The sequence below is a fragment of the Shimia sp. MIT910701 genome (assembly GCF_047126315.1).
In the GTDB taxonomy this organism is placed as follows: domain Bacteria; phylum Pseudomonadota; class Alphaproteobacteria; order Rhodobacterales; family Rhodobacteraceae; genus Shimia.
In genome coordinates, this window is sequence record NZ_CP138953.1 from 3,992,740 (window position 1) to 4,018,672 (window position 25,933).

The 25,933-nt window shown below is 59.0% G+C and carries 24 protein-coding genes and 1 riboswitch; of the genes, 6 read left to right on the forward strand and 18 right to left on the reverse strand.

Features of this window, described 5'->3' with window-relative positions:
• Nucleotides 1-148: 148 nt before the first annotated feature.
• Nucleotides 149-1,312: an acetylornithine deacetylase gene (gene argE / locus SIB38_RS19465; protein WP_294118952.1), complete on the reverse strand. Its 1,164-nt coding sequence runs from the start codon at nt 1,310-1,312 to the stop codon at nt 149-151.
• A 4-nt stretch (nt 1,313-1,316) separates the two neighbouring features.
• A complete protein-coding gene (locus SIB38_RS19470) occupies nt 1,317-3,137 on the reverse strand; it encodes an ABC transporter ATP-binding protein (protein WP_294118953.1) in 1,821 nt (606 codons plus the stop codon).
• 300 nt (nt 3,138-3,437) lie between these two features.
• On the opposite strand from SIB38_RS19470, the gene SIB38_RS19475 reads away from it, so the two are divergent.
• The 3 genes from SIB38_RS19475 to SIB38_RS19485 all read left to right on the forward strand — a co-directional run bounded on the left by SIB38_RS19475 (nt 3,438) and on the right by SIB38_RS19485 (nt 7,159).
• Nucleotides 3,438-5,138 carry a peptide ABC transporter substrate-binding protein gene (locus tag SIB38_RS19475; protein WP_294118954.1) on the forward strand — a complete coding sequence of 567 codons (1,701 nt, stop codon included), beginning with the start codon at nt 3,438-3,440 and terminating at the stop codon, nt 5,136-5,138.
• A 109-nt stretch (nt 5,139-5,247) separates the two neighbouring features.
• Nucleotides 5,248-6,255 (forward strand): ABC transporter permease, encoded by a 1,008-nt coding sequence (locus SIB38_RS19480; protein WP_412550879.1) that lies wholly within the window; start codon nt 5,248-5,250, stop codon nt 6,253-6,255.
• Nucleotides 6,248-7,159, forward strand: coding sequence for an ABC transporter permease (locus SIB38_RS19485; RefSeq protein ID WP_294118957.1), 912 nt, complete (start codon nt 6,248-6,250; stop codon nt 7,157-7,159). The genes SIB38_RS19480 and SIB38_RS19485 overlap by 8 nt, the downstream gene beginning before the upstream one ends.
• A 44-nt stretch (nt 7,160-7,203) precedes the next feature.
• On the opposite strand, the gene SIB38_RS19490 is transcribed toward SIB38_RS19485, so the two are convergent.
• Nucleotides 7,204-7,953: a class I SAM-dependent methyltransferase gene (locus tag SIB38_RS19490; protein WP_412550880.1), complete on the reverse strand. Its 750-nt coding sequence runs from the start codon at nt 7,951-7,953 to the stop codon at nt 7,204-7,206.
• 135 nt (nt 7,954-8,088) lie between these two features.
• Between SIB38_RS19490 and SIB38_RS19495 the strand changes: the two genes are divergently transcribed.
• Together SIB38_RS19495 and SIB38_RS19500 are read left to right on the forward strand one after the other, a co-directional pair.
• Nucleotides 8,089-9,162, forward strand: coding sequence for a bifunctional transcriptional activator/DNA repair enzyme AdaA (locus SIB38_RS19495; RefSeq protein ID WP_412550881.1), 1,074 nt, complete (start codon nt 8,089-8,091; stop codon nt 9,160-9,162).
• The gene (locus SIB38_RS19500; protein ID WP_412550882.1) at nt 9,149-9,910 is read left to right on the forward strand and encodes an isocitrate lyase/PEP mutase family protein; all 762 of its coding nucleotides are present in this window, start codon (nt 9,149-9,151) and stop codon (nt 9,908-9,910) included. The genes SIB38_RS19495 and SIB38_RS19500 overlap by 14 nt, the downstream gene beginning before the upstream one ends.
• Nucleotides 9,911-9,971: 61 nt before the next feature.
• Here SIB38_RS19500 and rpsA read toward each other — a convergent pair whose 3' ends face one another.
• From rpsA to SIB38_RS19515, 3 genes are all read right to left on the reverse strand, one after another.
• Nucleotides 9,972-11,651 carry a 30S ribosomal protein S1 gene (gene rpsA, locus SIB38_RS19505; RefSeq protein WP_294118961.1) on the reverse strand — a complete coding sequence of 560 codons (1,680 nt, stop codon included), beginning with the start codon at nt 11,649-11,651 and terminating at the stop codon, nt 9,972-9,974.
• A 222-nt stretch (nt 11,652-11,873) separates the two neighbouring features.
• Nucleotides 11,874-12,134 (reverse strand): DUF6525 family protein, encoded by a 261-nt coding sequence (locus tag SIB38_RS19510; protein ID WP_294119026.1) that lies wholly within the window; start codon nt 12,132-12,134, stop codon nt 11,874-11,876.
• 134 nt (nt 12,135-12,268) lie between these two features.
• Complete coding sequence (locus SIB38_RS19515; RefSeq protein WP_294118962.1) at nt 12,269-12,904, reverse strand: NAD(P)H-dependent oxidoreductase; 636 nt, start codon at nt 12,902-12,904, stop codon at nt 12,269-12,271.
• A 141-nt stretch (nt 12,905-13,045) separates the two neighbouring features.
• On the opposite strand from SIB38_RS19515, the gene SIB38_RS19520 reads away from it, so the two are divergent.
• The gene (locus tag SIB38_RS19520) at nt 13,046-13,432 is read left to right on the forward strand and encodes a winged helix-turn-helix transcriptional regulator (RefSeq protein WP_294118964.1); all 387 of its coding nucleotides are present in this window, start codon (nt 13,046-13,048) and stop codon (nt 13,430-13,432) included.
• Nucleotides 13,433-13,442: 10 nt separating this feature from the next.
• Here the strand turns inward: SIB38_RS19520 and SIB38_RS19525 are convergent, their stop codons facing one another.
• From SIB38_RS19525 to SIB38_RS19580, 12 genes are all read right to left on the reverse strand, one after another.
• Nucleotides 13,443-14,627 (reverse strand): fasciclin domain-containing protein, encoded by a 1,185-nt coding sequence (locus SIB38_RS19525; protein WP_412550883.1) that lies wholly within the window; start codon nt 14,625-14,627, stop codon nt 13,443-13,445.
• A gap of 89 nt (nt 14,628-14,716) precedes the next feature.
• Nucleotides 14,717-15,331 carry a (d)CMP kinase gene (cmk, locus tag SIB38_RS19530; RefSeq protein WP_294118967.1) on the reverse strand — a complete coding sequence of 205 codons (615 nt, stop codon included), beginning with the start codon at nt 15,329-15,331 and terminating at the stop codon, nt 14,717-14,719.
• An 85-nt stretch (nt 15,332-15,416) separates the two neighbouring features.
• Nucleotides 15,417-15,929 carry a hypothetical protein gene (locus SIB38_RS19535; RefSeq protein WP_294118969.1) on the reverse strand — a complete coding sequence of 171 codons (513 nt, stop codon included), beginning with the start codon at nt 15,927-15,929 and terminating at the stop codon, nt 15,417-15,419.
• A 91-nt stretch (nt 15,930-16,020) separates the two neighbouring features.
• Nucleotides 16,021-17,367 (reverse strand): 3-phosphoshikimate 1-carboxyvinyltransferase, encoded by a 1,347-nt coding sequence (aroA, locus tag SIB38_RS19540; RefSeq protein WP_412550884.1) that lies wholly within the window; start codon nt 17,365-17,367, stop codon nt 16,021-16,023.
• Nucleotides 17,368-17,446: 79 nt separating this feature from the next.
• A complete protein-coding gene (locus tag SIB38_RS19545) occupies nt 17,447-18,535 on the reverse strand; it encodes an amidohydrolase family protein (RefSeq protein ID WP_412550885.1) in 1,089 nt (362 codons plus the stop codon).
• A 113-nt stretch (nt 18,536-18,648) separates the two neighbouring features.
• Nucleotides 18,649-19,386, reverse strand: coding sequence for a tRNA (guanosine(46)-N7)-methyltransferase TrmB (trmB, locus tag SIB38_RS19550; protein ID WP_294118972.1), 738 nt, complete (start codon nt 19,384-19,386; stop codon nt 18,649-18,651).
• A 58-nt stretch (nt 19,387-19,444) separates the two neighbouring features.
• Nucleotides 19,445-20,299, reverse strand: coding sequence for a bile acid:sodium symporter family protein (locus SIB38_RS19555; RefSeq protein ID WP_412550886.1), 855 nt, complete (start codon nt 20,297-20,299; stop codon nt 19,445-19,447).
• Nucleotides 20,300-20,455: 156 nt separating this feature from the next.
• Nucleotides 20,456-21,637: a methionine adenosyltransferase gene (metK, locus tag SIB38_RS19560; RefSeq protein ID WP_168591768.1), complete on the reverse strand. Its 1,182-nt coding sequence runs from the start codon at nt 21,635-21,637 to the stop codon at nt 20,456-20,458.
• 4 nt (nt 21,638-21,641) lie between these two features.
• Nucleotides 21,642-21,690, reverse strand: a riboswitch (SAM-SAH riboswitch).
• 35 nt (nt 21,691-21,725) lie between these two features.
• Entirely contained in the window at nt 21,726-23,231 is a 1,506-nt protein-coding gene (gene lnt, locus SIB38_RS19565) for an apolipoprotein N-acyltransferase (protein WP_294118974.1), read from the reverse strand.
• A complete protein-coding gene (locus SIB38_RS19570) occupies nt 23,224-24,120 on the reverse strand; it encodes a hemolysin family protein (RefSeq protein WP_294118975.1) in 897 nt (298 codons plus the stop codon). The genes lnt and SIB38_RS19570 overlap by 8 nt, the downstream gene beginning before the upstream one ends.
• 36 nt (nt 24,121-24,156) lie before the next feature.
• Nucleotides 24,157-24,663 carry an rRNA maturation RNase YbeY gene (ybeY, locus tag SIB38_RS19575; protein WP_294118976.1) on the reverse strand — a complete coding sequence of 169 codons (507 nt, stop codon included), beginning with the start codon at nt 24,661-24,663 and terminating at the stop codon, nt 24,157-24,159.
• A 67-nt stretch (nt 24,664-24,730) separates the two neighbouring features.
• Nucleotides 24,731-25,756: a PhoH family protein gene (locus SIB38_RS19580; RefSeq protein ID WP_294119027.1), complete on the reverse strand. Its 1,026-nt coding sequence runs from the start codon at nt 25,754-25,756 to the stop codon at nt 24,731-24,733.
• Nucleotides 25,757-25,933 lie beyond the last annotated feature (177 nt).

The window sequence follows — 25,933 nt, forward strand, 5'->3', positions numbered from 1 at the left end:
CACCTGAGATCGCCTCGACGTTATCAACAGGTTATTAACCCGCCAAGCCCCCCGAATGGGGTAATCGGCGGGTTTCTGGAGCCATGGTTAAAATTTGACAGGCATTAACCGTTGATTTCGGTTAATTTCGTGACCCTTTGGTAAGATCTCAGGAACAGGCGACAATCAGCTTCTGCATAAAGCCCTGCCCAGCCTCAAACTGCGCCACGGACAGGAACTCATCCGGCTGATGCGCCTGGGCAATGTCACCCGGGCCGCAGATCACGGTCGAGTAGCCTGCATCCTGGAAATGCCCGCCCTCAGTGCCATAGCTGACCACACGGGGCGCATTGTCCCCGGTCAACTGCCGTACCAAGGCCTCCGCCTCGCCCGCCTCTTCCGGCATCAGGCCCGGCACATAGAACTTCTCCTGCAGCGCAATATGGCTCTCCGGCACAACCGCCTGCATCTCCGCCTCAACCTCAGCCACCTTGGCTTTGAAACGGGCAATCCAGTCGTCGCGGTTCTCATCCGGCACAATGCGGAAGTCGAGACCAAAGCGGCAATCGAGCGCCGTGATATTGTGGGCGGTGCCGCCCTCAATCACGCCGACATGCACCGTGGTCCAAGGCGGCTCAAACGTCGCCGCCACCGGCCCTGCCTCTTTGGCGCGGTTCTCAGCGTTCATCTCGTTGGCCCATTCGATCAGCTTGGCACCATACATGATCGCATTCACACCGGTGTGCATCAGCGAGCTGTGCACCTCAAAGCCGCGCACATGCACGTTGAAGCCCTGACCGCCCTTGTGGCCGGTCACTGCGCCCATCATCGACGGTTCGCCCACAATGGTGGCCGAGCCCTTGGGGAAATACTTGTTGATGCTCTCAATCAGCGGCGCTGCGCCGGTGCAGCCAATTTCCTCGTCATAAGACAAAGCCAATTGCAGCGGACGTTTGAGGTCACTGTAGTGCCCCTCAACAATGGCCCAGACCGCCAACGCATCAAAGCCCTTCATGTCACAGGTGCCACGCCCAAACAGCTTGCCGTCTTTTTCAACCACCTCAAACGGATCGGTTGACCACGGCTGGCCTTCAACAGGCACCACATCCGTATGGCCGGAGAGCACAATCGCGCCCTCAACGTCAGGTCCAACATGCGCAAACAACCCCGCCTTCGCCGGATCGGTCTCATGTGGGTGCTGATGCGCGACAATGCCGTGGCTCGCCAGATACTCCTGCACCCATTCGATCAGCGGCAGATTGGTGTCGTTCGACACAGTCGGAAACGACACCAGCTTGTCCAAAATGGCCCGCGGGCTCAGACGCTCCGCCATCGGCTTAGTACCCGCTGTCGGTGATCAGAACCTTGTGGCCTGGCGCCACTTCTTTGTACTCCGACGGCGCGGCCTCATAACCCACAGGGTGGATCGGCGACGGGATCGGCTTGAAGTTCAGGTCTTTCTCAGACTTGCGCTGACGTGGATCGGCAATCGGAACCGCCTTCATGAGCGCCTGCGTATAGGGGTGCTGCGGGTTCTCAAACACTGCGCGACGGGGGCCAATCTCTACAATCCGGCCCAGATACATCACGCCCACATGGTGGCTCACACGTTCCACCACGGCCATGTCGTGGCTGATGAACACATAAGAAATGCCCATCTCGGCCTGCAGCTCCATCATCAGGTTCAGAACCTGCGCTTGTACCGAAACGTCCAACGCAGACACGGCCTCGTCCGCGACGATCAGTTTCGGGTTCAAAGCCAACGCACGGGCGATCGCGATCCGCTGACGCTGACCACCGGACATCTCGTGTGGATAGCGGCGCATGAAGCTGCGCGGCAGTTCCACCCGGTCAAACAACATCTCCACGCGTTTTTGCAGCTCAGCCCCGGAGTGCGTGCCGTAGTTGCGCATCGGCTCAGAGACTTGATCCTGCAACATCATCTGCGGGTTCAGCGAGGCAAACGGGTCCTGGAAGATCATCTGCATCTGCTGGCGCGCCGCGTGCATTTGCTTGTGGTCCAAGCCAATCACATCCTGACCATCAAAGGTCACATGCCCACTGGTTGGTTCCACCAACCGCAAAAGCGAGCGACCGGCAGTCGACTTACCACAGCCGGATTCACCCACCAGCGACAGGGTCTGGCCCTTGTTCACAGTGAAGGACACATCTTCTACCGCGTGCACGTTGGCCACGGTGCGGCGCATCAGGCCGCCTTTCACCGGGAAACGGGTCACGAGGTTCTTCACCTCCAGGATCACCTCATCGGTGCCCGGGATCGGATCGGTGTTGTGGGTGGTGTCGCCAAACAGCTTCATTGGAGACGGCACATCGGTGCCACGCATCTCGCCCAGCTTTGGCACGGCCGCCAGCAATGCCTTGGTATAGTCGTGGGTCGGGTTCTCGAAGATCTCTTCGACGGTGCCCTCTTCCACCTTATTGCCGCGGAACATCACCACCACGCGGTCGGCCATCTGCGCCACAACCGCCATGTCGTGGGTGATGAACATCACCGCAGTGCCGGTTTCACGTTTCAGACGATCCATCAGCGCAAGAATTTCTGCCTGAATGGTCACATCAAGTGCGGTGGTCGGCTCGTCCGCGATCAGCAAGCGCGGCTCACAGGCCATCGCCATCGCGATCACAACTCGCTGGCGCATCCCGCCGGACAGTTCGTGTGGATACTGCTTTAGACGGCGCTCCGGCTCAGGGATACGTACCTGACGCAGCAACTCCAGTGCGCGCGCTTCAGCGTCCGCTTTTGACAGTTTTTTGTGCAAACGCAGACCTTCAGTCAACTGACGCCCCACGGTGAACACCGGGTTCAGTGCGGTCATCGGCTCCTGGAAGATCATGCCGATCTCGTTGCCGCGAATCGTCCGCATCAGGTCCTGATCCGCCTTGGACAGGTCCACATCATCCGCGTCTTTGCGATCAAACAGCAGTTTGCCACCGGCAATATCACCGCCACCAAACTCCACCAGACGCATAAGAGACAGCGAAGACACCGATTTACCGGAGCCGGATTCTCCAACGATACAAACGGTTTCGCCAGGGTTCACCTTGAAGGAAACATCCTCCACGCCCACCACGGGCCCGTCCTTGGTCTGGAACTCGACTCGCAGATTCTCGATCGACGCAATGGCGTTGTCCAACATGAAGGTGACTCCCCTTAACTTTTGTTTTTGTTGTCCCTCGCGGCGAAGCTATCGCCCATAAATGCAATGGTCAAACCAAGACAGCCCAGATTCAGGCCCTGAATGAACATTTATTCAATTTGGCCCCTTGCATTTTTACCCTCACTGGTCTGTGATGCCTGCAGTCTGAGGGGAGTACGACTTTTTCACTTTGTGAAACCGCAAATGAGCTCATTTGCGCCCTCTCTAGACAAGCAAAAACCGGGTGGAGACAATTCACCTAAAAGCACGCGACCTGCGTGCACCAACATGGAGTGAGACATGAAAGCAAAGACTTTGATGCTTGGCGCCGCAGCAGCATTTGTGATGGCCCCAGCAGCCATGGCAGAGCGCGGTTCGGACGGCCACGTGAACATTATTTATTGGCAGGCGCCATCCATCCTGAACCCGTACCTGTCTTCCGGTACCAAGGACGTTGAATCCGCCTCCCTCACCCTGGAGCCGCTGGCACGTTACGACGAAACCGGCAAAATGGTTCCTTACCTGGCAGCAGAGATCCCAACCGTGGCAAACGGCGGCGTATCTGAGGACCTGACCACCATCACCTGGACCATCGCTGACGGCATGGTTTGGTCCGATGGCACCGCAGTGACCTCCGCTGACGTTGTATTCACCGGTGAATACTGCATGCACCCAGAAGGCGGCTGCGCACAGGCAGCATTCTTTGACGGCGTGGAAAACATTGAAGCACTGGACGAAAAAACCGTCAAAGTGACCTTCAACCAGCCAAAGCCAAATCCTTATGGCCCATTCGTTGGCGGTCAGTCGCCAATCATCCAGAAAGCTCAGTTCGAGAACTGCACGGGTGCCAAAGCGCCTGAGTGTACTGCTGAGAACTTTGGCCCAATCGGCACCGGCCCGTTCGTTGTGACTGACTTCAAAACCAACGACGTGATCCAGTACGAAGCCAACCCGAACTACCGTGATCCAGCGAAACCAGCCTTCGCAACCGTAACCTTCAAAGGTGGCGGAGACGCAACCGGTGCAGGCCGTGCGGTACTGGAAACCGGCGAGTTTGACTACGCTTGGAACCTGCAGCTGGCACCCGACGTCATCGCGAAGATGGAAGAAGGCGGCAAAGGTAAAGCGATCGCAGGCTTCGGCCCGCTGGTTGAGCGCCTGGAAATGAACATGACCAACCCGTCCGCCGATCTGCCGGAAGGCGAGCGTGCGACTGTTGCTCACCCACACCCATTCCTGTCCGACATGAACGTGCGTAAGGCACTGTCCATGGCGATCGACCGCGAACTGCTGGTTGAAATCGGTTACGGTAAAGCAGGTAAAGTAACCTGTGACCTGGTGCCTGTGCCTGCGAACTACGCAGCTGGCAACGACTACTGTGCCACTCAGGACATCGCCGGCGCGAACGCGCTGCTGGACGAAGCTGGCTGGGTGAAAGGTGCCGACGGCATCCGCGCCAAAGACGGCGTAAAACTGTCCATCCTGTACCAGACCTCCACAAACGCCGTACGTCAGGACTTCCAGGCTCTGATCAAACAGTGGTGGAGCGAGATCGGTGTTGAAACCGAACTGCGCAACCTGTCCGCATCCGTATTCTTCGGTGGTGACCCAGGCTCCCCTGACACCTTCCAGAAGTTCTACGCAGACGTAGAAATGTATGCGAACACCTTCAACGGCACCGACCCTCAGCAGTACCTCGCAGCGTACCGTTGTGGCGGCGAGCCAAAGCCATCTTCCCAGTGGCAGGGTGAGAACATCAACCGCTTCTGTGATCCGGCATACGACGCTCTGATCGACGAACTGGCACGCACCGGTGACATCGAGAAGCGTGGCGAAATTGCCAAGAAGATGAACAACATGCTGACCAAAGACAGCTACACCATCGTGCCTCTCGTGCACCGTGGCCGCGTCTCGGCACACTCCAACACTCTGGGCGGCGTTGTCCTGAACGTTTGGGACTCCGAGCTGTGGAATGTTGCAGACTGGCATCGTGTGAAGTAATTCACCGACGCGGGGCGAGCTTCAAAGCTCGCCCCAACTCTATTAAGCCCCGCCCAGTCAGGTCGCTGCGCGGGGCTAAACAACAAAAACGACGCACAAAGGCGCTTCCATGCTGACCTTCACCATACGCCGTCTGATCCTCGCGATCCCGACGTTGCTCTTTATCTCACTTGTCATCTTCCTCCTGCTCGAGCTCGCGCCGGGCGACCCGATGGCACAAGTTCCCTTGACCGTTCCGCCAGAGGTCAAAGAAAAAATGCGCTTGGCCCTTGGCCTTGGCGAACCTGGCTACATCAGATTCTACAAATGGCTGGTCCAGTTCTTCTGGGTGGAACCCCAGGTGCTGTTTGACCACATGTTTGGCACCGCCTTCTCCGAAGGTAAGCTGCGCATCATCAGCTGGCAGCACCGCGGTCCAGTGATGGACGTGGTTGTAGAGCGCCTGCCGCAGACCCTGTGGGTTGTGGGCATGTCCTACATCGTTGGCATCCTGATCGCCCTGCCTATCGGCATCTATTCTGCTTACAAGCAGTATTCGATCTTCGATCAGGCCGGTACCTTCATCACCATGATCGGCTACTCCATTCCGCCGTTCTTCACCGGCCCGCTGGTGATTGTGATCTTCTCGGTGAACCTCGGCTGGTTCCCCTTCATCTACGACACCACCCATGAGGTCGTGGATTGGGACAGCTTTGTGTATCAGCTGCGTCAGATGATCATGCCAGTGATGGTGCTTGCCCTGCAAACCACCGCCCAGATCAGCCGCTACATGCGCGCTTCCATGCTGGACAACCTCAACCAGGACTACGTGCGCACCGCGCGTGCCAAAGGCCTGAGCGAACGTGTGGTTGTGATGGTACACGTCCTGCGTAACTCGATGATCCCGGTTGTGACCGTGATTGCGCTGGGTCTGCCAGCCATCTTCGGCGGCGCGATCATCACCGAGCAGGTGTTCTCCGTGAACGGCATCGGCGCACAGCTGATCGGGGCCATTCAGGCCAACGACCTGCCCACCGTGCAGACGCTGACCTTTATGTTCGCCTTCCTGATCGTCTTCTTCAACCTGATCGCAGACGTGCTCTACGGCATTCTTGATCCGAGGATCCGCTATGACTGATACCACCAACACCGAGCCATCCACCCCACCACGCAGCCAGTGGTACGATGTGTGGCACCAGTTCAAAGCGCACAAAGGCGCTTTGCTCGGTGGCATCGTCTTCCTGGTCATTGTCTTCGGGGTCTTCATCGGTCCGCTGCTGTGGCCCTATGACGCCACCTACATCGACATCCGCTCGCGCAACCAAGGGCCTAGCCTGGCGCACCCATTTGGCACCGACCAACTGGGCCGTGACTTGCTGGCGCGAATGATGGCCGGGGGCCAGACCTCCATCGCCGTGGGCCTGACCGCCATGTTGCTGGCATTGGGGCTGGGCAGCTTTGTCGGCATCATCGCCGGGTTCTTCAAGAAACTCGACGGCCCGCTGATGCGCCTGACCGACCTGTTCCTGGCGCTTCCGATCCTGCCTCTGCTGCTGGTGATGATGATGCTCTTCCGCGAACCGCTGTCTGCGGCCGTGGGTCCAGAGCGTGGCATCTTTATCCTGATCGTGATCGCCATCGGCATCACCTCCTGGATGCCCACCGCGCGGATCGTGCGCGGCGATGTGCTGGCGCTGAAAGAGCGTGAATTTGTGCTGGCGGCCCGGTCTATCGGGACCTCCAACAAGAACATGATTACACGTCATATCCTGCCCAACGTGCTGTCGCCCATCATGGTGTCGGCAACCCTGGGCATCGCCAACGCGATCATCACGGAATCGGCGCTGTCCTTCCTGGGTCTTGGCTTCCCGCCAGACTTCCCAACCTGGGGCCGCCTGCTGAACGACGCGGTACAGTACCTGCAGGACTACCCGGAACGCGTGTTCTGGCCCGGTCTGGCAATCTCGCTGACCGTACTGTCGGTGAACTACCTCGGCGACGGTCTGCGTGACGCGCTCGACCCACGCATCCGCGGACGGTAAGACACCCCACAAAACACAAAGGCCCGCCCCTCCGGCGGGCCTTTTTAGTTATGGAACTGCAACCCTAAGATAATCTCGGGACTGCTGGCCTCCTCAAAGACCTGACCATCCCAGCCCCCGCTCAGGTGCCGAACGCCCAGCCCAACCTGCTGCGCCAACGCCTCCAGCTGATCTTTCGCGCTAAACCGTAAACAACTCTCCGAGCACAGCTCCGTGCCCTCGGGAGCAAACCGGTACGTCTCCACAAACCGCACCAGCTCGTCCCGCACCGATGTCACCTCATGGGTAACCTGCACCGAGCGCCCCTCTGCCAAGGCCACCGTCGGCCCCGCGTTCTGCGGGCACCACCGCTCCCAAGCCTTCACAGCCGGATTGCGGCTCTCGGCAAAAAACACCCCGTCCGGCGCCAGCCGCGCCACAACCTCCGCATAGAGGCGCGATATGTCCTGATCACTCAATAGACACTGAAACGCGTGCCCGGTCATAAAGATGAAATCAAACGGCCGCGACTTGGGCACGACACAGCACCGCCCAACGTACCATTCGATCAGGTCCGCACCGGGTTTCTCGCGCGCAAATGCCACCATCCCGGGGGCCGGATCAACGCCACAGACATCATGGCCTCGGGCGGCTAACTCAAGCGCAAATCGTCCGGTGCCACAGCCAATGTCCAAAACCCGCTGCGGCATATTGGGCAACTGCGACAGGTAATAGTCGATGTCCTCGCGCCCTGCATTGAGCGCGTCATAGACCGAAATCAACGCCGGATCTGAATACAAACTGTTCTCTGCCATCATTACCCTCACACATACTGCCTGAGCTTAAGCCTGCCCTAAGGTCAACTTCCAGTCACGCATTCCTGACCAGCTTTCTGAAATACACGCCCGATTTTCGGCTGCAGCGCTGTTAGTCGCTGCTAGGGTGCCCTCATGATGTTTGATTTGCCCAACCACGACGCACTCTACAAAGCCCTGCTCGCGCGCGACCCTGCCTATGACGGACGCGCTTATGTCTGCGTGTCCTCCACTGGTGTCTTCTGCCGCCTGACCTGCCCTGCCCGTAAACCCAAATCAGAAAACTGCACTTTCTTTGCCTCCATCGGTGAATGCATCGAAGCCGGCTACCGCGCCTGCAAACGCTGCCATCCCTTGGCCCCTGCCGCCGAAGCGGACCCCGCAATCGCCGCGCTCCTGGCCGCGCTGGACGAGCGCCCCGACATCCGCTGGTCGGAACGCCACATAGCCCAAATGGGCTTTGACCTTTCCACCGTGCGCCGGTCGTTCAAACGTCAGTTTGGCATGACATTCCTCGAAATGGCCCGCCAACGCCGCCTGCGAGAGGGCTTCGAAGTCCTCAGTCAGGGCGACAAGGTCATCGACGCGCAGCACAGCGCCAGCTTTGACAGCCCCTCCGCCTTCCGCGCCGCCTTTGCCCGCCCTCTCGGCAGTGCCCCGGCTGATCTACGCAAAGGCGGCTTTCTGCGCGCGGATTGGATCACTTCGCCCTTGGGTGACATGATCGCCGTCTCCAGCGCCTCGCATCTGCATTTGCTGGAGTTTGTCGAACGCAAGGCTCTACCTCGCGAGTTGTCTCGCTTACGTGAGTTTGCCAAAGGCGATTTGGGTCTCGGTCGTTATAGCCCCACCGATCAGGTCGAAGCAGAACTGACCGCTTTCTATTCAGGCCAAAACCCAAGCTTTGAAACGCCGCTGGCCTTCCACGGCTCGGCCTTCACCAAAGACGTCTGGCACGCGCTCTGCGACATCCCTGCCGGGGAAACCCGCACCTACTCTGAACTTGCCAGAACCATTGGCCGCCCCTCGGCCATCCGTGCCGTGGCCCGCGCGAACGGCGCCAACCAGATTGCCCTGCTGGTGCCCTGTCACCGTGTGCTTGGCGCAGACGGTGCGCTCACCGGCTATGGCGGCGGTTTATGGCGCAAACAGAAACTCATCGAAATCGAACGCCAATACCAAAAAGGACACGCCCATGACCCAAGCTGATCGCGCCCGCACCTTTGCCGCGCTGCACCACCCCGGATCGCCCCTTGTGCTGTACAACTGCTGGGACGCTAGCAGCGGCGCAGCCATCGCCAAAGGTGGCGCCCCCGCGCTGGCGACCGGCAGCTGGTCCGTAGCCGCCGCCCAAGGCTATGCGGATGGTGAAGCCCTGCCGCTGGACACCCTCCTGCAGATCGCCACACGCATCACCGCAACCTGCGACGTGCCGGTTTCACTCGACTTTGAAGGCGGCTACGCCGTTGATACCGATGCGCTGCGCAAAAACATCGCGGGTGTGTTGGCGGCAGGCGTGATTGGCATCAACTTTGAGGACCGCGTGGTGCAAGGTGAAGGCCTGCACGACATCAACACACAAACCGCGCGCATCGCCGCCATTCGCGCTGAAGCCGACGCCCACGATGTGCCGCTCTACATCAACGCCCGCACCGATCTGTTTTTGCAGTCCAAACCAGAGGATCACGGCCAACATGTCGAGGCTGCCATCACCCGTGGCAAAGCCTATGCCGAGGCTGGTGCCAGTGGCTTCTTCATTCCCGGCCTTTCTGACCCAGAAATGATCCGCACAATCTGCGCGGCGGTCTCTCTCCCGGTAAACGCCATGTGCCTGGATGTCACCGCCGACGTGGCGCCACTGGCGGCAACGGGTGTTTCCCGCATCAGCTTTGGCCCTGCCCCCTACCGGGCCGCCATGAAAGCCCTGACGGAACAAGCAGAGCGCCTGTACCAGTAAGCAGAAAACCCCGCCAATCCTGGCGGGGTTTCCAAAGTCTCATACGAAAGATCGTGCGATCTTACTCGTCGCCGGTCTTCAGCGCTGCGCCAAGGATATCGCCGAGGGACGCACCGGAGTCGGAAGAACCGTACTGCTCCACGGCTTCTTTCTCTTCTGCGATCTCGCGTGCCTTGATCGACAGACCCAGACGACGGGTCTTGCTGTCGATGTTGGTGACGCGCACGTCGATCTTGTCGCCGGTGGAGAAACGCTCTGGGCGCTGCTCTGCACGGTCGCGGGACAGGTCGGAGCGGCGGATGAAGGACTTCATGCCTTCGTATTCCACTTCGATGCCACCGTCTTCGATCGCGGTCACTTCTACGGTCACGATGGAGCCGCGCTTCACGCCGCCCACTGCGTCCGCGAACTTGTCGCCGCCGAGTGCTTTGATGGACAGGGAGATACGCTCTTTTTCAACGTCCACTTCGGAGACAACGGCCGAAACCATGTCGCCTTTGCGGTAGTTCTGGATCGCATCTTCGCCACGCTCGTCCCAGGACAGGTCGGAGAGGTGAACCATGCCGTCGATCTCGCCTGGCAGGCCGATGAACAGACCGAATTCGGTGATGTTCTTGACTTCGCCTTCGACCTCGGTGCCCTCTGGGTGCGTTTCCGCGAAAACTTCCCATGGGTTGCGCATGGTCTGCTTAAGACCAAGGGAAACACGACGCTTGGAGCCGTCGATTTCCAGCACCATGACGTCCACTTCCTGAGAGGTGGAAACGATCTTGCCTGGGTGTACGTTTTTCTTGGTCCAGGACATCTCGGAGACGTGAACCAAACCTTCAACACCTGGCTCCAGCTCAACAAAGGCACCGTAATCGGTGATGTTGGTCACGCGGCCTTTGTGTACGGAGGACAGTGGGTACTTCGCAGCAACCAGATCCCATGGATCTTCCTGCAGCTGCTTCATACCCAGGCTGATGCGGTGGGTTTCTTTGTTGATCTTGATCACCTGAACCTTAACGGTCTCACCGATGGTCAGGATCTCAGATGGGTGGTTCACACGGCGCCATGCCATGTCGGTGACGTGCAGCAGGCCGTCAACACCGCCGAGGTCAACAAACGCACCGTATTCGGTGATGTTCTTGACCACACCGTCGACTGCCTGACCTTCGGACAGGTTGCCGATGACTTCTGCGCGCTGCTCGGCGCGGGACTCTTCGAGGATCGCACGACGGGAGACAACGATGTTGCCACGACGACGGTCCATCTTCAGAATCTGGAACGGCTGCTTCAGACCCATCAGTGGGCCTGCGTCACGCACTGGGCGTACGTCAACCTGGGAACCTGGCAGGAAGGCCACGGCGCCGCCGAGATCAACGGTGAAGCCACCTTTAACGCGGCCGAAGATCGCGCCTTCAACGCGCGCATCGTCTGCGTATGCTTTTTCGAGGCGATCCCACGCTTCTTCGCGGCGCGCCATCTCACGGGAGATAACAGCTTCGCCACGGGCGTTTTCAGCCGCGCGCAGGTAGACTTCCACTTCGTCGCCAACGGCGATTTCAGGAGCTTCACCTGGGTTTGCGAATTCTTTGAGCTCAACGCGGCCTTCCATTTTGTAGCCTACGTCGATGATGGCTTGGCCTGCTTCAATAGCGATGACTTTGCCTTTGACAACCGAACCCTCGTTCGGTGTGTCCATTTCGAAGCTTTCATTAAGGAGGGCTTCGAATTCCTCCATGGTTGCGTTAGCCATGCGGCGTCATTTCCTTTATCAAACGTTTTTTTCTGGCCGTGCGGTTGTCTCCGCCGGTCTTGGTTAGCGCCTGCCATTCTGGCAGATCGATTTGGTCTTTGACGCGCCAAACAACTGGAAAAACACACAAAAAACAAAGAGGGCCGGCGATTCCGACCCTGCTCGTCCCGTTGTTTTATGGCATTTGCGCCTTATAGACAGGGGCGATATAGCCCTAAACCCCTAGTTCGGCAAGCCGATTCCCTGCAACAAACCATCCCGGCGCAACGTCGCTGCCTCAACTGCATCCAACCGCTCAAGTGCTGCCTTGGGATCCTTCGCCCCCCCTGCCTTACGCCATATCCCGCGCGCGGAGGCCGGGCTCCAAGGCAAGGCAGCCGTATGCAGCCACTGGCGCAACTCAGGCGGCAATGCATCATAAGCCTGCATGACATTGCCTTGCCTGCGTCGCCCTCGCAGATTGGTTTTGATATTCCGTCCCATGGGTACGTTCATATCCGACAGATTCATTTAGTTATGTTATTACATAACTATCACAGCGGATTTCAACCCCAACGAAGACACAAAAGGCGCCCCATTCCAGAGCGCCTTCCAATACTGATCTCGTCCAGAGGTCCTTAGCTGATCTCTTTCACCAGAGTCTCACGCGACTTGCGCACCTTCGCCATGGGCAGCAACCAGTCCGCGCTTTCCTGACGATAGCCCAGCGGCAACAAGGTCACGGATTTCAGCCCCAACTCTTTCAGCCCCATGATCTCATCCACGGCGTCTGGATCAAACCCTTCCATCGGGCAGGTGTCCACGCCCAGTTCCGCCGCTGCCAGCATAGCAAAGCCCAGCGCGATATAGGCCTGACGCGCCGCGTGGTCGTGGTTCACGGTCTCATCGCGCGGCAGGTACACGTTTTTGAGGTTCTCGAAATACTGCGTCAGCATCTCGTTTGCGCCGCGCAGCTCTTCCATATGCGCGCGCACTGCATCAATGCGCTCCGCCGAGTAGTTGTCCCAAGCCGCAAACACCAGCAGGTGGCTGCCTTCGGTGATCTGGCTCTGATCCCAACCCACCTTGCGGATTTTTTCACGCATCTCGTCGTTGGTGATGACAAACACCTCAAACGGCTGCGTGCCGCTAGATGTCGGCGCCATACGGATCGCTTCCAGGATCGCCTCCACCTTCTCTTCCGGAACCACTTTCGCAGGGTCCATCTTCTTGGTGGCATAGCGCCAGGTCATCAGGTCTTTCAGACTTGTCATTCTCACATGATCCTTCTTGCGGGCCGATGAACATCACCGGAACCGAGGGTGGTATACTTTCGATACCCGCGATATAAGTGGCACTGGAAATCGCCACAAGAAGGCACATTTCTGAGACCCGGTTACACGAAAGGAACCGCCATGTGCTTTGTTGAAAAGGATGGTCAATGCCCCGAATGCTCCCGCATCAATGAGGTCTTAGGACGCGTCGGTGATCGCTGGTCGGTGCTGATCGTTATTTCTCTGGCACAATACAAAGTGCTGCGCTTCAACGAGTTGAAGCGCCATCTGGGCATCTCCCAGCGCATGTTGTCCTTGAAACTGCGCGAACTGGAACGAGACGGGCTGGTCAACCGCACCTACCACCCGACGATCCCGCCAAAGGTAGAATACGCCCTTACAGACTTGGGGTATTCCTTTTACGAACCCGTGAAAGCGCTCGGAACTTGGGCACTGGACAACCTGCCCAACATCGACGAAGCCCGCGCAGAGTTTGACCTGCAGGCGGACGAAAAGAAGTCCGCCTGAGGCATCAACGTCACGCGAGGAAGAACAGCGCCAGAAAAAGCCCGGCAATCCCAAGTCCTTCGACCCACCCAAAACTGTCGTCATCACCTTCTGGCTCTTCGGGATCCTCAGAGCTGTCCTCAGATGCTTCCTCCGGCGTCTGGTCCACCATCGGCAAGTCGAGCGGCAACAGCACCTCATCAATCACATGAGCCACGCCGTTACTTGCGGCAATATCCGTGGCGATGATCTCGGCATTCTCCGCATCCGGATCGGCATCCACCAACATGGTCCCATCCACTCCAAGCCCTTCGCCAAGCAGTGTGTCGATGCTCTCAGAGCCCAGAACAGCGCCGCTGTCCTGTTCCCCCGGACTGATGTGATAGGTTAGGACATCACTGACAAACGACAGCGGGTCTTCTGGGCGCAACACACCTGCCGCATCAACAATTGCCTGAAACGCGCCCTCCTCATCATCACCCTCATAGCCAAGGCTCTGCGCGAGCGAGATAAAGGCCGCATCATTGGGCGCAAACACCGTCAGCTCAGCCTCAGGATCATCCGCCGCGTCGTCTAGCCCCGTCGCCTGTAGCGCCGCCAGAAGCATGTCAAAATCAGTATTGTCATCATCGAAACTGCCTCCGCTTTCTTTGAGTACGTCCAATAGGGTGCCCGGATCACTCTCCGCCGGTGTGTCCAGCGGCAGCAGCACCTGGTCGATCACCTGAATGGTTCCCGTGCCCGCATCCACATCGGGGCTGACAATGTCTGCGTTCTGAAAATTCGGATCGCCATCAACCACGGTATTGCCCGTCACCTCAACCGAGGCGTCTGTTAGCAACGTATCCACCGGCCCGTCTGCGTTTAGGCCCGCCGCGTCACTTTCGGCGCCACTGACATGATAGAGCAGAATGTCGGTCAACAGCGGGATCGGATCACCATCCGGCGCCAACCCCGACAGGGCCCCAGCAATCGCGCCAAACACTGCGTCGGGATCATCTGTGTCGCCGGTGAACCCCAAGGTGACCGCCAGATCGGCAAAAGCTGCGTCTGTTGGGGCAAACAAGGTAAAGTCACTGAGCCCACCCACGGTGGCCGAGAGGCCCGCCGCATCCAAAGCCCGAGCCAAAATCTCAAAATCCGCCACAGCGGACAGGGTACCACCGGCAATTGGCAGACTGCTGTCCACCGCCGGAAACAACGCTTGTAAAGACATGAACTATCCTCCCAGTATTTCAGCCGCTTACGCAGGCTTGGGAGAATTTGGTTCAAATTGTCGGGATCACCTCACAGAAAGGTGATGACTCACTCCGCCGGACGCAGCTTGTCAATCGCCGCCACGGCCGCCGCGATGGCTTCCTCAATCGCCAGATCGGAGGTGTCGATCAACACCGCGTCCTCTGCCGGCTTCAATGGCGCCTCCGCCCGTTCCATATCCCGCGCATCGCGCTCTTTTACATCCGCCAGCACGGTTTCACGATCTATCTCGGTGCCTTTGCCAACAAGCTCCAGATACCGACGCTCGGCCCGCACCTCGGCACTGGCGGTGACAAACAGCTTGGCTTCAGCATTGGGACAAATCACGGTGCCAATGTCACGTCCGTCCAGCACAGCCCCACCGGCGCGCCGCGCAAAAGCGCGTTGGAAATCCACCAGCGCAGCCCGTACTTCGCCAATCACGGCCACTTTGCTGGCCGCCTGCGCAACCTCTGGCGTACGCAGGTTGTCCGCGTTCAGATCTTCGGCGGTCAGGGCCTTGGCTGCCTCAATAGGGTCCGTCCCATCCAGCGTCCGTGCGCCAACCGCGCGATACAGCAACCCCGTGTCCAGATGGGCAAAGCCGTAATGCGCTGCCACAGCTTTAGAAATTGTGCCCTTGCCGGCCGCCGCTGGTCCGTCAATCGCTATGGTAAACCGCATGTCTTGCCCTGCCTTTTCTCAAATCCCAGCCGCTCTACCGAGCCAAGCATGGCAACGCAAGGCACAGCCACATTCCTTGGCCGGTTTACGCCCAACGGCGGCGCATCTGCATCACCGCGCCTGCCATGAGCCCGACAAAGGCCACTGTGGCCGCGGCCGACTTGCAGCGCGTCCAAAAGCTGGCAAAGGCCACAAGGTTGTCTTCCACCGCATCCGGACCAATGTGCAGCATGGTGGCCACCATGTAGTTTTCCAGATAATCCGCTGACACCATAATCAGCGCCACAAAGGAAAACACCATACTCCAGGGCCGCTGGAACAGGCTCTGAAACCCAACAATCAACATAATCCCCAGCAGCGCCGGATACACCAGATCAAGCCGTTGCTGCACGGTGATGTAAAAGTCCCGCCCTTCCGCTGTCAGCGCCGATAAGAACCCGCGCGCCTCCTGCGGCGTGTAGCCAAAGGGCCGCATGTCAAAGGGCGCCAAGCCTCCGGCGGCAGCACTGATCGTCGGCATGGTCCAGAACACCATCACCAGATAAATGGCGGTGGCGGCGGTAAAACTGATCCAGAAAACCCGTTGAATATAGCTCATGCAAAAGGCCCACAAATGACGTAAGCCCCGATCATGACCGAGGCTTCGCCAAAATCAACAAAAACGTGCGCCAAAGGCCGCGACTGGCCGCTTAAGTCCGGGTGATCTTCGCGCCCAAGCCGTGCATCAGTGGCTCAAAAATCGGGAACGACGTGGCAATTGGGCCGCCATTGTCCACGCTCACAGGCTGCTGCGTGGCCATGCCCATCACCATAAAACTCATGGCTATGCGGTGATCCAGGAAGCTCTCGCAGGTCGCACCACCAGGCACATTGCCATGGCCGAGACCTTTTACGATCCACCAATCGTCACCCTCATCAACCTCAACCCCATTGGCGCGCAGACCTTTGGCCATGGCGTCGATCCGGTCGCTTTCTTTCACCCGCAGTTCTTTTACGCCGCGCATCACGGTGTCACCTTCTGCAAAGGCCGCCACAACCGACAGCACAGGGTATTCATCAATCATGCTGGCTGCACCCGCCGGATCGATCTCTGCGCCCTTGAGGTTGGGCGAGAACCGTGCCCGCAGATCCGCCACGGGCTCCCCGCCCTCTTCACGTTCATTCTCAAACGTCAGGTCTGCGTTCATTGCCTGAAGCGCATAAAACAGACCTGCGCGGGTTGGGTTCAGCCCGATATTTGGCACCAACACGTCAGAACCCGGCGTGATGATCGCCGCACATACCGGGAAAGCTGCCGAGCTTGGATCGCGCGGCACCACAATCGTCTGCGGCTTCAGCTCCGGCTGACCCGTCAGGGTGATCACACGGCCTTCATCGGTCTCTGCCACCGAAATCTCTGCACCAAAGCCCGCCAGCATACGCTCGGTGTGATCCCGCGTGGCTTCTTTCTCGATCACCACGGTCTGCCCCGGCGCGTTCAAACCCGCCAACAGCACGGCAGATTTCACCTGCGCCGATGGCATCGGCACTTCGTAGCGCACCGGCACCGGGTCTTTTGCGCCGACAATGGTCATCGGCAACCGCCCACCGGACCGCCCCACAGAGGTCGCGCCAAACAGTGCAATCGGATCGGTGACTCGTGCCATCGGACGGCCATTCAGGCTGGCGTCACCGGTGAAGGTCACGGTGATGTCACTGGTCGCCATCGCGCCCATGATCAGCCGCACACCGGTGCCAGAGTTGCCGCAGTCAATCACTGTGTCCGGCTCCGCAAAGCCACCGACGCCAACACCATGCACCGACCAATTGCCTTCGCCGTGGTTGATCACCTCTGCGCCAAAGGCTGCCATCGCCTTGCCGGTGTCCAGCACATCTTCACCTTCCAGCAAACCGGAGATTTTGGTCTCCCCCACGGCCATCGCGCCAAAGATCAGGCTGCGGTGGCTGATAGATTTGTCACCAGGCACATGCGCCTCGCCCTTCAGCGGGCCGCAGGGGGAAGAGGTCATCGGGATCGGGGTGCCGTGGCCGAACATAGAGCAGTATCCTTCTTGCGTTCAGCCCTGCTGTTAGCGCAACAAATGGCCCGCGTCCATGCCGACCTGCGGCGACAAATTACCCGGTTGCAAAATTTGCCCCCGCGTTGCCCGTACCACGCAGCCACACCTCAGGATTGTCCTGGGCAATTTGCCGAAACACCTCTTCGCCCAGCGCATTGCGCAACCGAAAACACACTGCCTTCTCGCTCAGCTTCTCCTGCCGCGTCATGTAGAAATCCGAGCCAAACAGCACCCGGCTGCGCAACCGGTCGCCCGCCTCGGTCTCATCCAGCAAAAACAGCCGCAAAAACGGGATGTAGTCGTCAAAGTGAAACAGCGTGTAGCTGATGTCGGTCCACAGCTGCGGCCAGTCTCCCGAACCGATCATGTCGCGGATTTGCACCTGCCAGTTCTCATCACCCCGCGGCGCTTCTCCGTTGGCATAGGCGTGCCAGTCCTTCTGCCCGCCAAAATGCGCCAGACAAATCCGCATGTCGGGAAACGCCCGCATCACCGGCCGGTAGGCCTTTGGTTCCGTGAACCGATCCGCAGTGTAATCGAACACCTCACGTCCCTGCACACCGCCCCGCGAGCAGTGGGTCATGACCGGCATTTTCCGCGCATTAATCTCTGGATACACCGTCTCCATCAGCACCGGATGGTCTGGCGCAAACCCCATGCGCGGATAGATTTTCAGCCCTTGAAACTGCAACTCCTTGATCGCCCGCAGCCCCTCTTGCGCACTGCCTTCGCTCAGCGGGTTGACCGTGGCGAACGGTATGACCGAGCCTTTGGGTTCCGCCGCCTGTGCCATCTCATGCAGCTTGTCATGCTGCGTGCGCAGGTCTTCTTCGACCGGACCGTAGCCAATCCCCGTCATGTCCATCGGCAACACCACATAGCGCGTGTTGCTCGGGTAGTGCTTCTTGACGTTGTTGAGAACAGTAGCTTGCTCATCGTGCTGGGCCTCCTGTTGAAACCGGTAAAGGCGATCAAGCTTTTCAGCGATGTCCTCTTGCCCCAGCAGCCGCACTACCCAAGCAATGCCTTTGATCAGGATCGGCACCCGCTGAAACAGGCGGGTCCATTTGTAGGGAAAGTCGCGGGGCACATGCGCTTGCGTAAACGTGTGCACATGACAATTGGTGATTTGGATGGGTTCCATGGGAAAATGACCTTGCTTTGAAAACAAGATCAGCCTGCGGCAATCTCCCCATAAAAATCAAGGTCAGCAAATGACCCGTTTTGACGCGGGTCATCCCAAAGGCGCTCTACCCGTTACGTCTTCCGAAACGTCAGATAATGCGGCGTGCGCCCTTCGCGGAAGGCCTTCTGCTCATAGCGTGTGGAAATCCAATCGCCCCACGGCTCACGCCAATCCTCCGGCTTCTCCGCCAGCCACTCAAACCCATGGCGCGGCACTTGCTCCAGCGTCTGGCGCACATAATCCTCGATGTCCGTCGCCACGCGGAAAATCGCCCCCGGCTTCAGCTTGCGCGACAGCGGCTCCAGATGTTCCGGCGTCACAAACCGACGACGGTGGTGGCGTTTCTTTGGCCAGGGATCTGGATAGAGCAAAAACGCCCGGCTCAGGCTTTGATCGGGCAGCACGTCAAACATGTCGCGCGCGTCACCGGGATGCACTTTGATGTTCTCCGCCCCAGCCTCACGGATTTTGCCCAGCAGCATGGCAACCCCGTTGATATAGGGCTCACAGCCAATGATGCCCACATCCGGGTTTTGCACCGCCTGATGCACCATGTGCTCGCCGCCGCCAAAGCCGACTTCGAGCCAGACATCTTTGCCGCCAAACAGCGCTTCCAGGTCAAGGTTCTCGCGCTCCGGGTTCTCTTCCCAGCTCACTTTGCCCGGCGACAGTGCCGCCAGATCTTCGTCCAGATAGACCTCCTGGCTGGCGCGCAGGCCCTTGCCTTTGAAACGGCCATAGAAGTTGCGCCACGGCGCACCGCTTGCGTGTCTGCCAGAATCTTTGCCGGGGTGTTTGTCGTCGGACATGCCAAAATACCTTATGCTGCGGGCCTGCCTTTGCCCAAACCCGCAGCAAAGGTCAAGTTCAGCCAAAAATCTTGCGCAGAATGAACATGCCCGGAATGGTCACAATATACATCGTGATCCCATAGACCGCTGCCGGCACAGCATATTCCGGAATCCCTCCGGTTTGCGCAATAATGCCCGCCACCGCAATGCCGAGTGTCGCATTCTGCACCCCCATCTCCACAGAGATACACAGCCCGTCCGGCCCCGAGAGCCCCAGCACACGCGCCACCACAACCCCGGCAATCAGCAACACCACATTCAGCGCCATCAGCACCGGCCCCAATCCGCCAATGTTCTCCATGAACATCGTCCAATTGGTCGCCAGCGCCGCCGCGACAATCACCACAAACAGCACCAGCGCCAAGGTCGACACCCGGCCTTCATTGTTGTCCGCAAACGTCGGCGCCACAAACCGAAGCAACACGCCAATCGCCACCGGCACGGCGGTGATCACAAACATGCTGATGCCAATTGCGGTCACATTGATCACCGGCGCATCGCCGCCCAGAAACGTGGTCGCCGCCCAGCCGGTCAGCGCGGGCACGGTCAGCACGGACAACAGGCTCACCACCGCTGTCAATGTTATCGACAAGGCCACCGTGCCCCCTGCCAATTTGGTCAGAATGTTGGACGTCACGCCCCCGGGGCAAAATGACAGCAGCATCACGCCAAAGGCCATCGCTGGCGGCAAGCTTGTGAAGGACACCAACAAAAACGCCACCGCCGGCACCGCGACCACTTGCATCGCCACGCCCACGATCACCGCGCGCGGCATGGTCAGCACCCTGCCAAAATCGGCGAAGGTCAGCCCAAACCCCAGTGAAAACATAATAATCGCCAACGACAGCGGCAAAGCCACATCGATCAACATCGCGCATTCCTCCCAATTCCCGGACTGACCGTGGCACAGGAGCGCCATGAAGCCAAAGACTTCCGTTGGGGCAGCTCTTACATGACATGCACTAGGCACAAAAAAAGCCCGCCGACCAATGCGACGGGCTTTCCAAATCTTGTGCTATAGCGCAGCTCAGATGGCTTTTTTCAGATCCTCAACCAGATCCGTGCGCTCCCAGCTGAAGCCACCGTCCTCGGTTGGCGTCCGGCCAAAGTGGCCGTAGGCCGCAGTGCGCTGATAGATCGGCTTGTTGAGCTGAAGCTTCTCGCGAATACCCCGCGGCGTCAGGCTCATCACACTGCGCACAGCTTTCTCGATGTCCGCAGGTGCCACTTCGCCGGTGCCATGCGTATCCGCATAAACCGACAGCGGCTCAGACACGCCAATCGCGTAAGACAGCTGAATGGTGCAGCGCTCCGCCATGCCAGCGGCCACAACGTTTTTCGCCAGGTAACGTGCTGCATAAGCTGCAGAACGGTCGACCTTGGTTGGGTCTTTGCCAGAGAAGGCACCGCCGCCATGTGGGGCTGCGCCGCCATAGGTGTCCACGATGATCTTACGACCGGTCAGACCCGCATCGCCATCCGGGCCGCCAATCACAAACTTGCCGGTTGGGTTCACGTGCCATGCGGTGGCATCGGTGATCCAGCCCTCTGGCAGGGTCTCGCGAATGTAGGGCTCCACCACGGCGCGCACGTCGGCGCTGGTCATGGCCTCGTCCAGGTGCTGTGTCGACAACACGATGGAGCTCACGCCCACCGGCTTGCCGCCTTCATAGACCACAGACAGCTGCGACTTCGCATCCGGGCCAAGCGTCGGCTCCTGACCGGATTTGCGCACCTCGGCCAGACGTCGCAGAATGGCGTGGCTGTACTGGATTGGCGCTGGCATCAACGCCTCGGTTTCAGTGGTGGCATAGCCAAACATGATGCCCTGATCACCCGCGCCTTCATCTTTGTCGGCTGCCGCATCTACGCCCTGTGCAATATGCGCGGACTGCTCATGGAGCAGGTTGGTGATCTCCACGGTCTCGTGGTGGAACTTGTCCTGCTCATAGCCGATGTCTTTGATACAGGCGCGCGCGATCTCGTCGATGCGGTCCATGTAATCATGCAGCTTGTCCTGATCTGACAGACCAACCTCGCCGCCAATCACCACCCGGTTCGTCGTGGCAAACGTTTCCGCCGCCACACGTGCCTCTGGTTCCTCTGCCAAAAAGGCATCCAAAACGGCGTCCGAGATGCGGTCACAGACCTTATCTGGGTGGCCTTCCGAAACACTTTCGGAAGTAAACGTGTAGTTCTGTCGTGTCATGAAGTGCTCCATTAAAAGTCGATCGCCACGTCAGGAAGCCGTTGTGGCGATAATTTCCAGTCTGCCTTACGCCTCCGTCACCGAAGGGTCAATGCGTTTCGCGCCGACGCAGTAAAAGCGCCGTTAATAGCAGCAGCACAACCACAATGGTGAGCGGTAGATCACCGGTTTTGGCATAGAGTGTCTTGGCCCGCGCTTCTGGCAGCACCGCATCCAGATAGCCTTCGGTATTCAGCGCCAAGGCATCCAGCACCCTGCCCCGCGCATCAATCACCGCGCTCACCCCAGTGTTGGCCGAGCGCAGCACCGGCAACCCGCTCTCAATCGCGCGCATCCGCGCTTGATCCAGATGCTGATAGGGTCCGGAGAAATTGCCAAACCAGGCGTCATTTGTCAGATGCAGGATGAAACTGGGGCGCTCTGGTGCAGCCCGCACATCTTGTGGGAACACGGCCTCGTAGCAGATCAACACCAAGGCTTTGCCCAGCGCCCCCAGATCCAACACAACTGCGCCTGCGCCGGGGGAAAACCCGTCGCCATTGCGGCTGGCCAACCCTTGAATGCCAATCTTGCTTAGAAGATCGCCAAGCGGGATGTATTCCCCAAAGGGCACCAGATGATGCTTGTCATAGGTCTGCGTGACGCGGCCGTCTTTATCCATCAACACCGCCGCGTTAAAAATGCGGAGCCCTTCCGCGCGATTGATACCAAGCACCACCGGCACATCGCCTGCAGCACCGGAAATGATGTTCAGAGTATTGGCCGCATTATGCAGCCACACCGGCACAGCGGTTTCAGGCCAGACAATCAGATCAGGGCGGTCATCTCCAGCGCGGGTGAACTGTACCAACCGCTCAAAGAACAGCCCAGCATATTGCGGGTCCCACTTCTGATGCTGCGGCGCATTGGGCTGGATCAGGCGCACAACCGGGCGATCCGCCTGCGCCTGCGGATCGGCCCCACTCAGAGGCATCGCTAACACCACGAAGCCCAGCACCGCAGCACTGATTTTAAAACCAATACGGCCGCCAAACACTAAGGCCTGTGCCAAAAGCCAGGCCGTAATGAACAAAACCAAATTCAACCCATGAGGCCCAACCACAGCCGCGCTTTGCGCCACCAGCTTGTTGACCAGCACATAAGATGGCATGGCCCAGGGAAACCCAGTGAACACATAGGCCCGCACCAGCTCCGCCAAGGTCAGCGTCAGGATCACGGCCCAGCCGGTTGTGCTGAGTCGTTTTGCGCCCCAAAACGCCAACGCCCAGAACAGCGCCAAGCCCATGGACAGAAACAGGATCGCAAAGGGCGCCATCCAGCCGTGTACCAGTGGGTCCACAAGAAACGGCTCCACAATCCAGCTCAGGGACAGCGCAAAATAGCCGGTGCCAAAGCCCAGCCCAAACACCGCGTCCGAAAAGCCGCTGGCCGTGAGCCGCAACATTGCAAAGGCCGCAGCAAAGCCAAAGAGCGAGAGAAACCAGAGATCAAACGGCGGATGGCCCAGCGCGGCGATTAAGCCGACCGCGCCGCCTGTGCAAAACGTCTTCCAGGGAATGGCCCGCAACCGGCGGCGCAAAGCGCCGTCAGCCATCCTGCACCACCACAGTGGGACTTGGCAGAAACACCCGCAGGCGCTTGATCCGGCGGGGATCGGCGTCCACCACCTCAAACTCGACGCCATCCGGGCTTTCGACCACCTCACCACGCGCCGGCACATGCCCCGCGAGCATAAAGACCAGACCGCCCAGCGTATCGATCTCTTCCGGGTCCACCTCTTCGTGGTGGCTCAAAGAGCGGCCCACTGCGGCTTCAAACTCATCCAGCGGGGTTTTGGCCAGCGCCAGATAACAGCCCGGCTTCTCCTCGACAAAGAGATCAGCCTCTTCCACGTCGTGTTCGTCTTCGATTTCCCCGATGACCTGTTCAATCAGGTCTTCGATGGTCACCAAGCCATCCACGCCGCCATATTCATCAATCACCAAAGCCATATGCCGCCGCTCGGCCTGCATCTTGGTCAGCAAAACGCCAATCGACATGCTGGGCGGCACAAACAACAGCGGCCGCAGCACGCGGGTGATGTCAAAATCCTTGGCATTGTCACCATTAAACCCATGGCGCAGCGCAAAGTCCTTCAGGTGCACAAAGCCCACCGGCGTGTCCAAAGTGTTCTCATACACCGGCAAGCGGGTTAGGCCGCTGTCACGAAACAGCTGCACCAGCTCCGTCTTTGTGATGGTGGTGGGCACCGATTGAATATCGGCCTTGGGCACCGCCACATCCTCAACCCGCATCCGGCGCAGGTTCATCATGCCATGCGCCTGCGGCACCGGGGTGGTTGCGGCCACCGGGCGCTCTGCCACAGTTTCCGGGGTGTCACTCATACCAAACAGGCGGCTCATCCAGCCCTTCGGTTTACTTATCTGGCCTTCCGGCTGCGCGCTTGGCGCTGCGTTAGAAGACCCGTCTGCACTGTCGCCCATTGGCCCTTTCCAAGGTTTCTTGCGGTATCTTGACCGCTATTTGATCTCATATGGGTCTGCCAGACCCATTTTGCCAAGTATGGTGGTCTCTAAACCTTCCATCAAAGTGGCATCTTTGTCACGCACATGATCGTATCCCAGCAAATGCAAAGTGCCATGCACCATCAAATGGGTGACGTGCTCGGACATTGGTTTGCTCGCCGCTTCGGCCTCCCGCGCGCAGGTGTCATAAGAAATTGCGATGTCGCCAAGCTCTTCCGGCATCCCCGGAAAACTCTGCTCCGGCAGCGCGGGCACGTCCCCATCGACTTCAACGCCGCGCTCCTCGCTCGGCCAACTCAACACGTTGGTGGCTTTGTCCTTGTCGCGAAAATCCGCATTCAGCTCGGCAATACGCGTGTCATCACAGGCCAGCACAGCAATTTCGAAGGTCTCGCAAGCCATGCCAAGATGGGCCAACACCGCCTGCGCTGCGGTTTCGGCCAGTTCCTCAAACGCCACCGCGCTCCAGCGGTCGTCTTCAATAATGGTATCGGTCAGCATTGTCCCTGCGCTGCGTGGGGGCTGACGGCCCCCACACCCCCGTGGATATTTGTGGTAAGAAGAAGCTTCAGGATTTTGTATCCCGACCCTTCAACGCCCGCGCGGCATCGGCATCATAGGCTTTGATGATCGCCGCCACCAGCGGGTGACGCACCACATCGTCCGCTGTGAAGTAATTGAAGCTGATGTTGGGAATGTTGCTCAACAGCCGTTCCGCATCTTTCAAACCCGAGGGCACGCCGCGCGGCAGGTCGATCTGGCTGCGGTCGCCGGTGATCACCATACGCGAGCCTTCACCTAAGCGGGTCAGGAACATCTTCATCTGCATGGTGGTGGCGTTCTGCGCCTCATCCAGCACCACAAAGGCATTGGACAACGTACGCCCGCGCATAAAGGCCAGCGGCGCAATCTCGATCTTTTTCTCTTCGATCAGCTTGCCCAGCTGCTTGGCAGGCAGAAAATCGTTCAGCGCATCATAAAGCGGCTGCATGTACGGATCGACCTTGTCTTTCATGTCGCCCGGCAGATAGCCCAGCTTCTCGCCCGCCTCTACGGCTGGCCGCGACAAGATGATCCGATCCACTTGGCCAGAGATGAACATCGACACGCCCACCGCCACAGCCAGATAAGTCTTACCAGTGCCCGCAGGGCCAATGCCAAAGGCCAGCTCATTGTCAAACAGCGACAGCACGTAAGCCTTCTGGGCATCGGTGCGCGGCTCGACCAGCTTTTTGCGGGTCTTGATCTCAACCGTGCCGCCTTTGAACATCTCCATCTGATCGCCGTCCCGCACGCCGGTGTCCTCCTCAGAGCCCCCCATGCGAATCTCACGATCAATGTCGCCCCCCTCCACCGACTTGCCACTTTCCAGCCGCGTGTAGAGCGCAGTCAGCACGTCGGCCGCCTCGGTCTGAGCCGCCTCTTCGCCGTGAATGTCGAGCAGGTTTCCCCGTCGCAGGATCTGCACCCCCAGTTTCTGCTCTATATCCGCGAGGTTGCGATCATATTCGCCGCAAAGCTCAATCAGCAGTCGGTTGTCCGGAAATTCCACCGAGGTCTTTTTCGGCGCATCGGATGAAGGCGGTGGGGTCATGGTGCCAGTGGGCAATCACATCTCCTGTGAAGAAGGTTATAGCACCCATGGTGCCAAGTTGCGCCGGGAGTCGCAAGCGTGAGGGCGTGAATTTTCCGTGACGGGCACACGGCAAAACCCTCGATGCAAAGAAAAAGGTCGCCGAAAACCTCTGGCGACCTTCCCAAAATTCTCAGG

Bases quoted from the DNA above. Each gene is read 5' to 3' on its own strand.
- ybeY (WP_294118976.1), bottom strand. From the start codon at position 24,663: ATGCTGACCGATACCATTATTGAAGACGACCGCTGGAGCGCGGTGGCG.
- SIB38_RS19500 (WP_412550882.1), top strand. From the start codon at position 9,149: ATGACCCAAGCTGATCGCGCCCGCACCTTTGCCGCGCTGCACCACCCC.
- SIB38_RS19545 (WP_412550885.1), bottom strand. From the start codon at position 18,535: ATGGAACCCATCCAAATCACCAATTGTCATGTGCACACGTTTACGCAA.
- SIB38_RS19570 (WP_294118975.1), bottom strand. From the start codon at position 24,120: ATGGGCGACAGTGCAGACGGGTCTTCTAACGCAGCGCCAAGCGCGCAG.
- lnt (WP_294118974.1), bottom strand. From the start codon at position 23,231: ATGGCTGACGGCGCTTTGCGCCGCCGGTTGCGGGCCATTCCCTGGAAG.
- SIB38_RS19475 (WP_294118954.1), top strand. From the start codon at position 3,438: ATGAAAGCAAAGACTTTGATGCTTGGCGCCGCAGCAGCATTTGTGATG.
- SIB38_RS19525 (WP_412550883.1), bottom strand. From the start codon at position 14,627: ATGTCTTTACAAGCGTTGTTTCCGGCGGTGGACAGCAGTCTGCCAATT.
- SIB38_RS19555 (WP_412550886.1), bottom strand. From the start codon at position 20,299: ATGTTGATCGATGTGGCTTTGCCGCTGTCGTTGGCGATTATTATGTTT.
- SIB38_RS19580 (WP_294119027.1), bottom strand. From the start codon at position 25,756: ATGACCCCACCGCCTTCATCCGATGCGCCGAAAAAGACCTCGGTGGAA.
- SIB38_RS19515 (WP_294118962.1), bottom strand. From the start codon at position 12,904: ATGACAAGTCTGAAAGACCTGATGACCTGGCGCTATGCCACCAAGAAG.
- aroA (WP_412550884.1), bottom strand. From the start codon at position 17,367: ATGTTCGGCCACGGCACCCCGATCCCGATGACCTCTTCCCCCTGCGGC.
- SIB38_RS19520 (WP_294118964.1), top strand. From the start codon at position 13,046: ATGTGCTTTGTTGAAAAGGATGGTCAATGCCCCGAATGCTCCCGCATC.
- SIB38_RS19535 (WP_294118969.1), bottom strand. From the start codon at position 15,929: ATGAGCTATATTCAACGGGTTTTCTGGATCAGTTTTACCGCCGCCACC.
- SIB38_RS19495 (WP_412550881.1), top strand. From the start codon at position 8,089: ATGATGTTTGATTTGCCCAACCACGACGCACTCTACAAAGCCCTGCTC.
- SIB38_RS19470 (WP_294118953.1), bottom strand. From the start codon at position 3,137: ATGTTGGACAACGCCATTGCGTCGATCGAGAATCTGCGAGTCGAGTTC.
- metK (WP_168591768.1), bottom strand. From the start codon at position 21,637: ATGACACGACAGAACTACACGTTTACTTCCGAAAGTGTTTCGGAAGGC.
- SIB38_RS19490 (WP_412550880.1), bottom strand. From the start codon at position 7,953: ATGGCAGAGAACAGTTTGTATTCAGATCCGGCGTTGATTTCGGTCTAT.
- SIB38_RS19485 (WP_294118957.1), top strand. From the start codon at position 6,248: ATGACTGATACCACCAACACCGAGCCATCCACCCCACCACGCAGCCAG.
- cmk (WP_294118967.1), bottom strand. From the start codon at position 15,331: ATGCGGTTTACCATAGCGATTGACGGACCAGCGGCGGCCGGCAAGGGC.
- trmB (WP_294118972.1), bottom strand. From the start codon at position 19,386: ATGTCCGACGACAAACACCCCGGCAAAGATTCTGGCAGACACGCAAGC.
- SIB38_RS19510 (WP_294119026.1), bottom strand. From the start codon at position 12,134: ATGGGACGGAATATCAAAACCAATCTGCGAGGGCGACGCAGGCAAGGC.
- argE (WP_294118952.1), bottom strand. From the start codon at position 1,312: ATGGCGGAGCGTCTGAGCCCGCGGGCCATTTTGGACAAGCTGGTGTCG.
- SIB38_RS19480 (WP_412550879.1), top strand. From the start codon at position 5,248: ATGCTGACCTTCACCATACGCCGTCTGATCCTCGCGATCCCGACGTTG.
- rpsA (WP_294118961.1), bottom strand. From the start codon at position 11,651: ATGGCTAACGCAACCATGGAGGAATTCGAAGCCCTCCTTAATGAAAGC.